A 13589-nucleotide genomic window follows, 5' to 3' on the forward strand; every position below is an offset into this window, starting at 1 on the left:
TGAACGTTTGGATCAGATAACGTCGGCGAAGATCCGCTCGGTCCTTCGAAAATACCAGATTCCGGTAACCACAAGCAGAATGGCGGTAACGGTGGAAAGCACCACCGAAAGGGACGATACGGTGTGCTCCCCGCCGAGAATTGACCACCGAAATCCGTCGATCACCCCGACCATCGGGTTCAGATAATATAGTAATCGATACTGGTCCGGAACAACGGAGCTGGTAAAGCCGACCGGAGAAATATAGAGTCCAAATTGAACAAAGAACGGCACGATAAAGCGGAAGTCACGATACTGCACCATCAGGGCAGAGAGCCAAATGCCAACCCCGAGGGAAGCGGCGACGGCCAAAAGCATGAAAAAGGGGAGGTAGACGGCATTCAGCGAGATGGGCTGCCTGTAAATAACCAGCAGTACGCCGAGGAATCCGGCCGAGATCAGAAAGTCCGCCAAACTGGTAATAACGCTGCTTGCCGGTACCACCAGCCGGGGAAAGTAGATTTTTGAGATTAGATTTGAATTTGTGACGAGGCTGTTGCCGGACTCTGATAGAGCCGTGGCGAAGAACTGCCAGGGTAAGACCCCGCAAAAGACCAGAAGGGGATAGGGAGAGCCCCCGGAAGGCATTTTGCCCAGCTTCCCGAACACCATGGTAAGTACCACCACGGTGAGCAGGGGGCGAATCAACGACCATGCTACGCCCACAACGGTTTGCTTGTAACGCACCAGCAAGTCGCGCCATGCGAGAAAGGCAAAAAGTTCCCGGTAGCGCCACAGATCACGCCAGTATTGGCTTTCGCGTTCGCCAGCTTTGATTACAAGTTCTTTCATTGCTCAACTATTGTTGGTCTGCGGTTGCAGAGCTTGGTGGGAAACGTGCGCTGAATCGTCAGTTGGTGAATAACGCTTTGTGCTCGAAGGATTGGAGGAGATCACGCGAATACAACTTTGTATGCGCGGTCGATTATTGCCATTCGCGATCTCATCAAGGCCAGAAGTCCAGTGATCAGCACCGTACCGATTAGTGTGGACATGAAAATCAGGAAAAAATTTGCCGACCAAGGCTCCGGCCGGCCAAGGAGGCGGGAGAAGAGTTGAAGATATCCAATCTGGACGATATAGCCCACTAGGGAGTATTGTCCTAGGCAAATCATCCGCCTGCTCCAGAAGCTGGTCTGGTCCAGCCGGGCGGAAATCGCAAAGAGCAAGAACAGCGAGAGGACTGCCCCAAAAAGCTGAACGAGAAAGATCCATCCCCAGATGATTCCGATCGGATAGTAAACCAGGTAGACCGCGCCGATGAGACGTACTGGAATCAGAAGGGAATTGAACTCCAGTGCTCCCAATGCCACTCCAAGTAATCCCACTGAAAAGGAACTGAGATTTGCCACGCCATGTCCGTTGACTTCCATGAAACAGCATCCGACCACGAATGACAAAGCTCCGATGATGAACCCACTCTGACTCGCACGAATCAGCCAAAGCAGGACAGGCGAAGCCATGATGACATAGGCTATAGGAAGTAGGATGTCAAAGGCGGCAAGACGACTGCCACCAATGAAATAGACGTCCACCCATCCACGGAAAAAGGCACCAACGCCCGAAGGCGAACCATAGTTTGGACTGCGGACATACTGCACTGCTATGTTCAAGACGGTAAATAGCGCGACGAGGCGCAGGCCCCGGCCCAATAGCCTGAGCGTAAGTTTTTTGGTGCCAGATTGATAACGTGGCAAGTAGATGCGGGAAATTAGGAGTCCCGCAATGAAAATGAACGAAAGGGGCAGGAAGGAGAGATAGCGGAACGCGAGTTCGTACTGGGTTGTGTAATTAAGGCTGTGATACACAACCATGAGTACGACCAGAACACCCTTGGTGTAGTCGATATATGTTATTCTCTGGTCGATGCCCTTCATCTTAGGATGTTCCTTTTGACGGCACGCGGAGGATGTCCAGCGCCTGGGACATTGTGACCAGGCGAGCACCGGAGCGAGTAGCCGCCGTGACAACGCTAGATAAAAAGCCGGGCGTCACCCCGTAGCGGGTGGGCGTGTTGCTGACATCGTGCGTGGAGAAAATCAGCCAGCCAGGGTTGCGGATGTTTGCTTCCAGGAGCTGTTCAATGGCGTCAAGTTTGCCTCCGCACTGCTCAAGGAAAAAGGAGCTCAGGTAGTTTAAATCTACCGTTCCGGAATTCGCGACCTGCCCCCCTCCCCGGCATGCCCTGAACCGCCGGGCCATCCGCTTCTTGCTGTCCGGACGTGGGTAGCTTATGGGATAAGAGTGCACATGAAAGGGGGGGCCGAACTGGGACGCCCGCTGGGCCTCCGCGTTTCTTTCCACCGAGGATTCGTACGCCCTGCATGGCGTCGACCAGGCTGGAAGGTGCTCAAACGTGTGGCAACCCAACTCATGACCGCGAGCCACCAGTTCCCCTAGTTGTTTGAACGCAAACATTGGACCGGTCGCAATCACCTGGTGGGCCAAGCCATGTGCGACGAAATATGTCCCCCTGGTACCGGCATTCTCCAAGAGGTCACCGCCAACTTCGAATGCCGACACAGGAAAGTCGTCAAAAGTAAAGGTTACGAGTGCGCAAGTGGTCCGAAGCTGCCACGGACGGCGAGCCAGCCATTTGGCCGCCCGCCGTGCCAACGCGCTTTCAATCCGAAGCTTGGCGTTAAAGAGACTCATGACGCGGCTCTGGCAGTGGGTAGCAGCGGATCGGGCCGAGGCTCCGGCTTTCACGCATTAACCGGCGCCTTTCCCGCGACTCCCACCAACGACTGTATCTCCGGGCCAGAAGTCCCTGTTGGCCGCGCCAAGTGGCGGACATAAGATGAATGCCGAAATCACCGAAATTATGCCACGCGGCTTCGTCGCATACGTCAGCCGGAAGTAGTATATGAATGGGAGCACTTGTTTTGGGAGTGTCGATGAGAGTGCGTGTCAGCATGCCTGGACCTGTTGAGTTAAGGACCTCGAAAGTCCTGCGTAGCGTAAACGGAATGCCGGTCATCATCTCCTCAATCCACTTGGGATCGCTTTGATATCGCGCACAGCTTTCGATTGCTGAACGCAGGAACGGGTGTCCCGCGCTCGCGCCAAACGCGTAGTTGCCCACTTCCCAGTCCATGCCGCGAGCACGGAGGTAAGAGCTCAGGGTCAGCTCTTCGAATGTCAGAACGCAACTATGTCGCGTGAGTTCCTCTAGGGGTTTGGCCAAGAATACATCCAAGTCGAAGTAAAAGCCTCCCAAGCGATACACCGCCAGATAGCGGAAAAAGTCATACTTTTGTATACGATAGGGAAAACCGTCGAAAGTGGCCCGATAGGCAGGAAACTCGCGATCAACAAACGCCTCGACCTCGGCATCGTCAAAGTAGACGATTTCCCAACCTGGATTCAGGAGGGAGAGTCCCGCGAGTGCTGCTTGCTCGAGAATGGAAAAAATCCTGTTCTTTCCCGTCTGTATTATTCGGCGCGGAATGGGATCTGGGGAAGCCATGTGGAAGTGACGGCGAAGCGAGTCCTGCTAGGTGCTCCGATGGACTGGCGCCTCATCTGGTGTATATAAAGCACCGGTGGTTGGATATTGGCGCGAAGCAACACTGCCAATGGCCGCAATAACGAAGAGCAGTCCAATTGGCGTCATGCACGCAAAGTTCGATTCCGCAAAGTTGGCCATGAGCGCCATGACGAGGATCGAGAACTGTACGACGGAGAAGGCCGTCTGGGCAGCGAGAGCCGCGTTTATACTCCGGATTGTGCCTAGCAGCATCACCACCAAAAAAAAGACTCCAATGAAGCCACCCGCGAGGTAGACTTCAATATACCCGTTGTGAGCCGAATGTGCGACCCAATACGGAAGTCGGCTGCGGAAGAAATCGTCGTCCCAGAAGCTCATAAACCCGGTTCCGAGGAGTGGATCGGTGCCGACGGCAAACAGTTCCCGCCACACATCGGTCCGGCCGGTGAAGGTCATGTCGCGGCCAAGAGCTCGTATGATGCTCTCGGAAATCCCAACGTAGCGATCGACCAGAAAAAAAAGTACGACCGCAAACAGGGTGTAGGTTCCGAAGGCACTAATCCGGTAGCGGAGCAGCGGAACTCGCACAGCTACGACGATAACGATGGCCGTCGCTAAGGAAACAATCGAAGTTTTGCTGTCACAAAGATGAAGGAGATACGCGCCGAGAGCGCCAACTGCTGGGAACGCTATCCTTTCCGCCAAGCTGCGCTTGGGTGCATCTGGCCGCGAGCTTTCTAGCCAATCCCACAGCATGATCAGTCCGCAGGCCATGATCATCGTCCCTAGAGAGTTCTTCTGATAAGTGACGCCAACGGCCTCCAGTTGTCCGGTATGTTGGTTGTAGCGGCGGCCGAGGTCCGGGAAGTATCTAATAAAGATATAAGAAAGTGGAACAAGAAGTAATCCGCACCTGGTAAAGGTCGCGCGAAACGCCTCGAGTGGATTGGTTTCCGACAAAATCAGGAGCGCAATCACTATGTTGCCTGACTCCTTAATCCATCGTTTGGCGGATACCAGCGGAGAATTAGCCCAGAGCGTGCTTATTAAGAGGAAGCCATAAAACAAAAACAACGGCCACGCTCGGCCAATAGTGACTGACCAGTTCAGATTGCGCCGAGAGAGGATTACCAAGCCCGCTCCAATGCAGAGCAGATAGAAGTTACGATCTACGGGGCTGCCGTCCAGCGTATCGACACCTCCCCCGGTGCCCAACCAGGCCGAGACAGGGCGAGACGCGAGAATTCCAAGCCAGATGGTCGGAAGCCAGCTTGCGGTGGACACGCCCTGCCTCCTCGAATCATCTTTTCGAATTAGCCAACAGGCTGCAGCAAGGAATCCAAGAAGTATAAGAGTTGGCATCAGGAATGAGGACGACCGAACCGTCCTGAGTTTAACGAGGGACGCGGCTACCTGAAAGCGACGCGTTTAGTCGCGCACCAACCTCTTTGGAAAACAAATCTGCCCCAATAAGATTTAGATGTTGGGAGTTATAGAAGTAACGGGTCGAGGTGCATAATGAAGAACTGCTGAAATCCCATAACTCCAGATTGTGCTCGGATCGGATTCGTTCGAAGTTAGAGAAGATCTCTGCCCGATTGCGTACAAGATTCTGCATATCATGATACTCTGGGGAGTAAATGAGTACGAGGGATATGCCGTGTTGGCGGCAGGTGATGGCAAACTCACGAAGGCACTGGACACCCTCCGGTTCGATTTGGTACCGGACTCCATCGGGGTGACTTTTCTGGAAGCGGGGGAAGTCCTCATTCCACTGCTTGTCTTGTGGATTGTAGCCATTGACGTAGTCTTCGGGGGGCATGTATCCGACGAGGCCGAGCAGACCCGTTGTCCAAGTGAAGCGCATGTCATCGACAGCGAAACAGTAGAGTGGAATATAGCGCCATTTTCTTGCAACGGGGTCGATTTTTACAAGGCTGCGGTAGAGGTCGGTGTTTGAGAGATGAGGCAGAAAAAGCGCCGGGTCGTGAATCTGTCCGACCTTCGTTGTTTCAAAACTGAAGGAGTCCAGATTGAGCAGAACGACTTCCGGGGTTTTGTTGTGCCTGAGGTATGTCCTTAGCAGCGCAAGCTGGAGATCGATATGCAGCGCGTTCATTCCAAGGTTGTACGTTTTGCGTCCCGTAGCACCTGAAATCGTCTGAGGGTTGTAATGGACGAGAGCCCGCGAGGAACCAACTATGACTATATCGGCACCGACTGCGCCGCTTACGGTGCGATTCAGTGACCCAAACTTGGATGTTGAGATGGAGCGTAGGCCGGCTAGTGCGATGCTATGAACTGCAAGGCACACGACTCCTACAAGCAGAACGAAAAGACAAAGGCGGGCGACGCCGTGGAGGGGATTGCTGGGGGAGGGAGACATGTACTTAGTCTCGGGTTGCAAGAGGGCGACAGTGGGTAGGGGGCGAGCTTCTAAAACTGAAAATAGATGAACGAGTGGGAGCTGTACACCCCGAACAGAATTATGGTCAGGATGAAGCCGATGTAGACCATCCATTGAAGCGGCGGAGCCAAAGAGCGAAGCGACGGCCGCAGTCTGCCCTGGCGATTTAAGAGTTGTAGAATTTCAAGTAACACAACTCCACAGACGGCGGGGGCGAACTGCTTAAGATGAAAATTTTGGGTCTTCACGGCGGTGAAATCCCAATCGCTTGCCAGGTGGGTGAGTATGTATCCGGCTTCGCTCAGGGTGTTGGCACGAAACGGAACCCAGGCTAGGCAGATTAAGGTGAATGTCGTGCCAATCTGTACCGCAGTGCGCATCCAGTGGGCTTGCGCAGCGCCGCCTTCGGCTGGAGAGTTGGGACGGGCTTTTCCTCTCAGCGCTCCGAAAACAAGGTACATTCCGTTTTGAAGACCCCATATAACGTAGTTCCAGGAAGCTCCGTGCCAGAGTCCGCTGATCCCAAAGGTTATCAGGAGATTTCGGACGAGGGAGAGTCGAGTTCCCCTGCTGCCCCCGAGTGGCACATAAATATAGTCTTTGAACCAAGTTGACAGTGAGATGTGCCAGCGTCTCCAGAACTCGCTAATGGAGCGAGATGCATAGGGACTGTCAAAATTCTCCATCAGCTTGTATCCGAGCACCCGAGCGGAGCCGATCGCAATGTCGGAGTACCCCGAAAAATCGCAGTATATCTGGTAGGCGAAAAAGACGGTCGCGATGGTTAGTTGGAGTCCATTAAAAGAGCTGGGCGATGCGTAGACGTCGTTGACGTAGAGGGCCAGACGGTCCGCTATAACGAGTTTCTTGAAAAACCCCCAAGCCATGCGTTTCAGCCCGCTGACAACGCGCGAATAGTCGAAACCGTAAGTTTCGCCAAACTGGTGGAGAAGATTTTGAGGACGCTCGATCGGGCCTGCTACCAGCTGGGGAAAGAACATTACAAACGTAGCATAGGTGGCAAAGTTATGCTCCGCCTTTTGGCGGCTGCGGTAAACCTCCACCACATAGCTTAGGCTTTGAAAGGTGTGAAAAGAGAGGCCGATCGGTAAAATGATGCTTAGCCTCGGAAACTCCGGGTGCCACCCGATAAGAGATGCTAGTCCGGTAAAGGCTGAAACGAAAAAGAAGTAGTATTTGAAAAGGAAGAGAATCAGGCACGTGGCGACAATGCTGCCAATTAGAATCAGGGTTCGCGTACGCCCGGTTGTGCGTTCCAGGTAGATTCCTGCAGCATAGTCGATTGCGATGGTTGTTCCCAGTATGAGTATATACGATGGCACAAAGGCCATGTAAAAGACGCAGCTGGAAAGAAGTAATAGTCCGATTTGGTGCTTGCTCAGTACCGTGAAATACAGGCCGCAGACGATCGGAAAAAAAAGCGCAAATTCTATAGAATTGAACAGCATGCGGCGTACGATTCTACGGCCACGGGTAGTCCGAGGTAGGGAATAAACGGCCTAAATCGAGGGCAGCGGAGCAGCCTCAATGGATGTCCGACGGCGCGGCTAGAAGCGTGTTCGATAGGAGTTGGATGGTTAGGCACCTATGAAGTGCGGAGGTGTTGTTGGCAGTTCCGTCAAGGTGGCTGGAAAGGATGCGTTGCACCACTCCTTCGCGATAGGGCTGCAGTTGATCAGAGTGACGAAGTATTTCGGTAATGTGATGTGATAGTTCACGCTTATACCAAATGCGAAAGTGATAGAATTTGTGGCGACCAAGGAACAGTTTCTCGATCCCGAGTGAACTTAAGCGATGATCGATGGGAGCGAACCGTGAGGGCATGCCATAATCGTACGCATACTCGGCTTTGGCTGTGAACTCCTGCCATCGGTGCTGCAGCGCGCTGAGTACTGGAATGCGCCGATGACGCAGCGCGCGATCCGATCCGATGGTGTCGAGCAGGGGATTGCCGGTGGCGATGAGCTTCAGAATGGGCTGGGCGTTTCCTTCCAGTTCCCGCGGCGCCTGGTAGGCGAGCTGCACGACGGCGTTGTCGAGGAAGGGGGAGCGGGGCGTCAGTTGGGATCGTTCGGCGGAGAAGCGGCCATAGTGGTGCCAGGGCACCTGTTTGAAGGCGATGAACGACAACCGGGAACCCGCGGCTTCGTTCCGATACGTGTCGGCGACGCCGTCCAGCAGGCTTAGGAATTCCGGCGAAAAGAGGGAGCCATCGATTTTGCCGGGCCGGAACGCGACATTGGCTCGCAGGATCTCCGAGCCATAGTTACCGGTCACGCGAATGGGTGCGATCGCCCGCGCCTTTTGATTGGCGTAGAGTTCGATCGCACCAGAGACGTCCATGGTGCCGTCGGTGGCGTACACGGTCTGTCGGGCGAGTTCGGCGAAACGGCTGAAGAAGTCGTCTGCGATGGGGAGGGTGGTGTGGGGCTGTTGAGCCAGCCGGGCCAATCGCCGCGCCAGCTGCACGTCAGCGCAGTCCCGGTACGGACCGCCAAAGGTATAACAGGGCAACGTGCCGGCCTTGGCCCGGGCCCAGGCGAGGATCATCCGGCTGTCCAAACCGCCGGTCAGCGATATCCCGACCGGGGCGTCGCCGCCAAAATAACGCGGGAGGATACGGCTGAAGGTAGCGATCAGTTGGTCTGTATAGTCCTGAGAGGAGAGCGCGCACTGGTTCTCCCACGTGCTCGCGGAGAAATACTGCTGTCGCTGCACGGTTCCGTCGCGGGCAACGGTCCACCACGACGCCGGCGGCAGCAACGTGATGTCCTTGAAAAGTGATCGATTTTGCAGGACGCAGCCGACACGGAAAAATTCCGCCAAGCCCTGCTGATCGATGACCCGCACGTTGGGCAGTACGGCGAGCAGCGACTTGGCTTCGGAGGAGAAGTAGCACGCGTCCGGCCGGGTGTGCAGATAAACGCGATTCAGCCCGTAGCGATCATTGAAGAGGGTGACGATGCCCTTCCGCGCATCGATCAGCAAGCCGGAGAAACGACCATTGAGGCGTGAAACAAAGGCCGCGCCGTACTTTTCGTAGGCCTGCAGGACAGTGCTTACGCTCGGCAGTCCTGCGCCCGTGTTCTCGCCCTCGATGCTGTAGATTTCTCCGCTGAGAATCAGACCGACGTCGCGCGGGCCGTTCCACGCCACACAGCCGGGCTCGTAGCCCTGGTTCAGCCAAGCGGCCTGCGTGGCGAGCTGCGGGATATCGATCGTGCCATCGGTCGCAGCGGCGGCGGGGCCGTGCTTGAGCACGCGCAGCATCGACGACACCAGCGTCGCGGATTCCGGCCGCATTGCGAGCGGACCAATGATTCCCGTTAAACCGGACATGTGGGAAGAGGAAGGGCGACGGTTGGGCGTTGAAACGTCTGCCAACGCGTCGGCGCTATGTAAAACTGCGACAAGGAATGGAGCCGGCGGGAGGAATTGAACACTCCATCTGCTGAAAACGAGTCAACCGCTCTAACGTTGAGCTACACCGGCAAAAATGGCTTCCCTACTATTCGGAACTTCCGACACCGCCTTTAGCGGTTTGCTCGCTTTTAGAGCGAGGGAGCAGTCTGTCGTAGATGGCACTGCGAGTGTCGAGGAGAAAGTTATAAACCGGCTCGGGAATTGAGCCGGCCAGGCCGCGGTGGAGTCCCGTGGCCAGTGCCACGCGGCCCAATGGAGTCAACGGGACGTGATAACGGGGAAGCAAAATTTGGACGAACCCATTCCGCCGTTTGAACTCGGTGATCGAGCTGTTAGCCTTCGTTCCGTAGACGTATTGGCCGTAAATGAAGTAGTCGACCGACCGCTTGGCGCAGGCCTCCATTGCCGCAGTGATGAGAGCGTTCGCCGGATTCTTGTCGAAGTGTCGGTTCATCGAAAGGATCTGCATGATCCTCGAGGTGTTGCCGACATACACCATTTTGATGAAACCGATGAGGCGGCCTTCGAAATAGGCGCCGATAAACTCGCTGCGGTCGACGTAGCTGGAGTTCTCGCGTTTGATGGTCGCATGGTCCTTGCCGTAATGCCAGAACTTACGACCTTGGCGCAGAGGAGTCTCATCGTAAATTTGTTTGATGCCCGCAATCAACTCGTCGTCGAAAGTCGCGAGGCGGACGGTGATACCCTTCTTCTGCGCCCGACGCGTGTTTTTACGAGACTCTTGGGGAAGCGATTCCCACCATTGGTTGAAATTGGACGAGGGGGCGGCGGCAACATTGTCCCAATCGACGAACTCCGTGTTGAACCGTGGCTGAACGTCGGGGATGTGCTGGGCGAAGGTGAAGATGTCGGCGCGCACACCCGTGTCTCGGACTGCCTGGACGAAGCCAGCGGGATTCTCAATCGGAGGGAAAGCCAGCCAGATCTCATCAAAGATTCGAGCGACCCTTAGCCACTTCCCTGAGACGACAATCTGACGTCCAAGGACTTTGAATCGCTCTGAGTCGTCGCTCGTGGGAACCGCAATATCGGCGGTACAGGACGCTCGGGCGGCAGGTGGGGAGGTGAGAGCTTGAGACACAGTTGGACAGATTGCGGCGAATTACATGGGGCGTTCTCGAACGGGATTGATCCGGAGAAGCGTCAGAATGCGGCCCAAGTGGTCGCAAAACCGAACGAGATTACGCATGACCAAATGGTGTCCGACAAAGAATGATCCGACAATCGCCAAGGTATAAAGTGGCATCGCCACGAACGACGTTGCGATCAACTTCGCTCGACCTTCGGGTCGTCGCATACTGATTCGACCGCGAAGCAGGGCGCGGCTCAGTAGAAAAGACCGGGTCCAACGTGACGGAGGCACGCTTTCATAGGCAGGTGCTTCGTTGCACCAGACGAAGACATGGCCTTTCTCTATCATCCGTCTGAAAAAATCCTGATCCTCTCCACCGATGCCAAATTGTCGGCGGAACGCCTCCTCCGTGCCATCGAGAATCGAACGACGAAAGAGGACATTTCCAGTTCGGCAGTTCACCCAGGTCTGCGGTGTGCCCGTTGGATACTCCGTTCGTTCACAGAATCTTCCCTTGATGAGCCAAGATGGTGGAGCCGAGTCGAAATGCGGCCGAACTGGGGCAAGTACGCCCGCCGCGTCGGTCTTATCCAAGGTGGCGAGAAGGTTCTCCAGCCAGTGAGGCACCACGAATTCGTCATCGTCGACAAACGCGACGAATTCGCCCGTGGCGTTTGCGAGCGCCTTGTTGCGAACCAAGGCGATGTTCTTGATTGGCTCCCACGCGTAAACCACCGGAAAAAGGCCCTTCGCTGCCCACCTGCGGGCGCTGGGCTCGGCCGAGCGTTCCTCGTCGTTGTCGGCGATGACAACTGAGAAAGTCACCGTGTCTCCCGTCTGCTGTTTTTCTAGAGATTCCAGCAAACGTTCGAGAAGACCGGGCCGCTTATATGTGCAGACGCAGACGCTGACGTGCCGGCGCGGGCGAGAAACGGGCAAATCTGAGGCATCAGTATGCATCGGTGTTCAGGAGCGACGACCGATGCCAAAGGGTGAAGCGGACTTGGCCGACGGGTTTCGCTGGCCTAAGGCTCCCTTCAAACGTGCCATCTGTTCTCCCCGATGGAACGCGATCAGTTCCGCGGAAACAGGCCGGTGCATGCGGGTCACGCAGGACCACCAGTAGCCGGCTATGTGATAGATGCCGCCGATGATCAGCGGGCTGTCACGCATTTGGAAAAAGCCACGTAACGTCTCCCACGCCGGGTGGCCGCCGACGTAGTAGGCCTTCCGGCCGTAGTGAAATTTGGAGACGAGCGGACTGTGATTGCCCGTGCCGATTTGCCGGTGGTGAAAGCAGATGCGTTCGAGAAAGGTCCGCGTTTCCCAGCCGCGCATGCGCGCCGTGGTGACCGCGATCCAGTCAATCGCGCCGCCTTTAATCGGCACGTATCCGCCTACATCAGCGAAGCACTGGCGGCGAAAGATCTGACACGCGCCAGACACGTGGGTCAGGTTGGCGTTGGCGTGCGCGTAGCTGTGATTGTTGGGCTGCGTGGCGTCCTCCACAAACGGCGTGCCGGCCACCCCCAGCTGCGGGCGCTCCGCGAAACGGGCCAGGAGGAATTCGTAGTAGTCGGGACCGAAGGTGATGTCGGCGTCGAGATTGCCGACGAGGTCAAACGTCAGACCATGCAGGCGGGCATAGGCGGCGGTGAAACAGGTCGCCTTGGCGGCAAACTGCCGGTCGCGGCGATCCGGCATGCGCAGGTATTCGATCCACGGATGCTCCTTGGCGTAGCGTTGGATGATGGCGTCGGTGCCATCCGTCGAACCATCACTCGCGATCACCCAGCGCAGCGGGCGGACAGTCTGGGCCACCACCGACTTGATGGTGTTCTCGAGATACGCCTCCTCGTTGCGGGCAGGCGTGATCAGGACGTAGATGAGCCGGGACGGATTCACGAGGCGGGAGCGGTTGCGGCCAGCCGGCCGGGATTCACTTTCGAGGGCGCGAGCTTCGACGCCAGATGTGCCAGCGCCTTGTACATCGTGGACTGGCCCCAGTGGAAGTAGGGCGTGCGCGCCGTCAGCAACGGATATTGCCGGTAGTAGAAGTTACCCGCCGGAGCCTGAAGATGCGTGAGGGTCCAGTCGGCGATTTTCTTCGCCAGGTCCAGCGCGGCCGGATCGCGATCGGAGAAATAGCAAAACGTGTCGATCGCCTGCGCCGCGCACTGGATGTCCACCGGGAAGGTGCGATTGTGGTAGTAGCGCGGACGACCCGACGGCTCGAAGAAGATCTCCTTGAAATACTTATAGCCCAGATCGAGCTGCGGATGGAAGGAGTCGTCGCCCGTGTAGTCGCAATAGCGACGCAGGCTGTCGAGATTGTAGGCGGTGTGAAAATTATCGACCCAGTGATATTTGGGTTCCTCGCCGTACCACCACGCGCCGTCGTTCAGTTGCCGCGTGCACGTATAGCGGACGGCTTCGCGGGCGACCGCGACGTACTCTGAGTTGGCGCGGTGGCGGGCGGTGCGGGCGAGCAGGCCGGCGCCGAGCAGGTTGGAGTTATGGACGGAGTTCTGGAAAACGCCCGTGTAACTCAGGCAGGTGCCGCTCGAGGTCTTTTCCCTCGGGAGGGTGAGGATCCAACGGCAGATGCCGTCGGCGACGTCGAGGTGCGCCGGATCGTGCCATTGCTCGTAAGCCTCGAGAAAGGCCTGCCCGATCAAGCCCGACCAGACGATGGTCGGCGTGTGGGCTTTCATGCAGCCGCTGCGGGTGGAGAAGTCGAAATGATTGCCCCAGCAATGGCCCGCGTAGCCGGGTTCGCGGTGCTGATCCAGCCAGGTCAGGCACTGCCGGGCTTTTTCGCGGAGGGAGTCGTCACCGGTGACGCCGTGCAGGATGGCGTAGCCCCAGGCCATGAAGCCGCGGCCCTTGGTCGAATCGAGCGGCACCACGCCCAGCAGCGGACGAAGATTGATCGGCGACTTCCAGATGGCTTGTTGGAGGATGCGCTCCGCAAAGAGATTTCCGAAGGCGAGCGGCCGCAGGTACGACGTCAGGCCGTCGCCGGGATCGTAACCCTTGTAGCCCCGCTCCTCGACCCAGCGTTGGACCCGCTGGAGACTGTCATTGATTTTTTCCTTCATGCGATGAGTGCCCCA

At 56.5% G+C, this 13589-nt stretch carries 12 protein-coding genes and 1 tRNA gene; all 13 read right to left on the reverse strand.

All coding sequences use genetic code 11. From position 1 onward, the window contains the following. Positions 1–12 precede the first annotated feature (12 nt). The 13 genes from ACLJEU_RS06925 to ACLJEU_RS06985 all read right to left on the reverse strand — a co-directional run bounded on the left by ACLJEU_RS06925 (position 13) and on the right by ACLJEU_RS06985 (position 13574). A complete protein-coding gene (locus ACLJEU_RS06925) occupies positions 13–831 on the reverse strand; it encodes an ABC transporter permease (protein ID WP_414661875.1) in 819 nt (272 codons plus the stop codon). Between the two features lie 101 nt (positions 832–932). Next, a complete protein-coding gene (locus tag ACLJEU_RS06930) occupies positions 933–1916 on the reverse strand; it encodes a hypothetical protein (RefSeq protein ID WP_414661876.1) in 984 nt (327 codons plus the stop codon). 1 nt (position 1917) lies between these two features. Then, entirely contained in the window at positions 1918–2694 is a 777-nt protein-coding gene (locus ACLJEU_RS06935) for a polysaccharide deacetylase family protein (RefSeq protein ID WP_414661877.1), read from the reverse strand. Further along, positions 2681–3508: a glycosyltransferase family 32 protein gene (locus ACLJEU_RS06940; RefSeq protein WP_414661878.1), complete on the reverse strand. Its 828-nt coding sequence runs from the start codon at positions 3506–3508 to the stop codon at positions 2681–2683. The genes ACLJEU_RS06935 and ACLJEU_RS06940 overlap by 14 nt, the downstream gene beginning before the upstream one ends. Positions 3509–3535: 27 nt before the next feature. After that, positions 3536–4813 carry an O-antigen ligase family protein gene (locus ACLJEU_RS06945; RefSeq protein ID WP_414661879.1) on the reverse strand — a complete coding sequence of 426 codons (1278 nt, stop codon included), beginning with the start codon at positions 4811–4813 and terminating at the stop codon, positions 3536–3538. Positions 4814–4922: 109 nt separating this feature from the next. Further along, positions 4923–5648, reverse strand: coding sequence for a hypothetical protein (locus ACLJEU_RS06950; protein ID WP_414661880.1), 726 nt, complete (start codon positions 5646–5648; stop codon positions 4923–4925). A 317-nt stretch (positions 5649–5965) separates the two neighbouring features. After that, positions 5966–7405 (reverse strand): MBOAT family O-acyltransferase, encoded by a 1440-nt coding sequence (locus ACLJEU_RS06955; protein ID WP_414661881.1) that lies wholly within the window; start codon positions 7403–7405, stop codon positions 5966–5968. A 76-nt stretch (positions 7406–7481) separates the two neighbouring features. Next, positions 7482–9296, reverse strand: coding sequence for an asparagine synthase-related protein (locus tag ACLJEU_RS06960; RefSeq protein ID WP_414661882.1), 1815 nt, complete (start codon positions 9294–9296; stop codon positions 7482–7484). Between the two features lie 78 nt (positions 9297–9374). Beyond that, positions 9375–9449, reverse strand: a tRNA-Thr gene (locus ACLJEU_RS06965). A 16-nt stretch (positions 9450–9465) separates the two neighbouring features. After that, on the reverse strand, positions 9466–10482 hold the full coding sequence (locus ACLJEU_RS06970; RefSeq protein ID WP_457795352.1) for a hypothetical protein: 1017 nt from the start codon (positions 10480–10482) through the stop codon (positions 9466–9468). Between the two features lie 21 nt (positions 10483–10503). Then, positions 10504–11433 carry a glycosyltransferase gene (locus tag ACLJEU_RS06975; protein WP_414661884.1) on the reverse strand — a complete coding sequence of 310 codons (930 nt, stop codon included), beginning with the start codon at positions 11431–11433 and terminating at the stop codon, positions 10504–10506. A gap of 6 nt (positions 11434–11439) precedes the next feature. Further along, entirely contained in the window at positions 11440–12378 is a 939-nt protein-coding gene (locus ACLJEU_RS06980) for a glycosyltransferase family 2 protein (RefSeq protein ID WP_414661885.1), read from the reverse strand. Then, positions 12375–13574, reverse strand: coding sequence for an AGE family epimerase/isomerase (locus ACLJEU_RS06985; RefSeq protein ID WP_414661886.1), 1200 nt, complete (start codon positions 13572–13574; stop codon positions 12375–12377). Before ACLJEU_RS06985 ends, ACLJEU_RS06980 begins: the two co-directional genes overlap by 4 nt. Between the last annotated feature and the right edge of the window lie 15 nt (positions 13575–13589).

Origin of the sequence: Terrisphaera buseokensis, assembly GCF_047521145.2 — a bacterium.
In the GTDB taxonomy this organism is placed as follows: domain Bacteria; phylum Verrucomicrobiota; class Verrucomicrobiia; order Opitutales; family Opitutaceae; genus ER46.

Coding starts and splice junctions, on each gene's coding strand:
- ACLJEU_RS06925 (WP_414661875.1), bottom strand. CDS start 831: ATGAAAGAACTTGTAATCAAAGCTGGCGAACGCGAAAGCCAATACTGG.
- ACLJEU_RS06935 (WP_414661877.1), bottom strand. CDS start 2,694: ATGAGTCTCTTTAACGCCAAGCTTCGGATTGAAAGCGCGTTGGCACGG.
- ACLJEU_RS06950 (WP_414661880.1), bottom strand. CDS start 5,648: ATGAACGCGCTGCATATCGATCTCCAGCTTGCGCTGCTAAGGACATAC.
- ACLJEU_RS06985 (WP_414661886.1), bottom strand. CDS start 13,574: ATGAAGGAAAAAATCAATGACAGTCTCCAGCGGGTCCAACGCTGGGTC.
- ACLJEU_RS06975 (WP_414661884.1), bottom strand. CDS start 11,433: ATGCATACTGATGCCTCAGATTTGCCCGTTTCTCGCCCGCGCCGGCAC.
- ACLJEU_RS06955 (WP_414661881.1), bottom strand. CDS start 7,405: ATGCTGTTCAATTCTATAGAATTTGCGCTTTTTTTTCCGATCGTCTGC.
- ACLJEU_RS06960 (WP_414661882.1), bottom strand. CDS start 9,296: ATGTCCGGTTTAACGGGAATCATTGGTCCGCTCGCAATGCGGCCGGAA.
- ACLJEU_RS06930 (WP_414661876.1), bottom strand. CDS start 1,916: ATGAAGGGCATCGACCAGAGAATAACATATATCGACTACACCAAGGGT.
- ACLJEU_RS06940 (WP_414661878.1), bottom strand. CDS start 3,508: ATGGCTTCCCCAGATCCCATTCCGCGCCGAATAATACAGACGGGAAAG.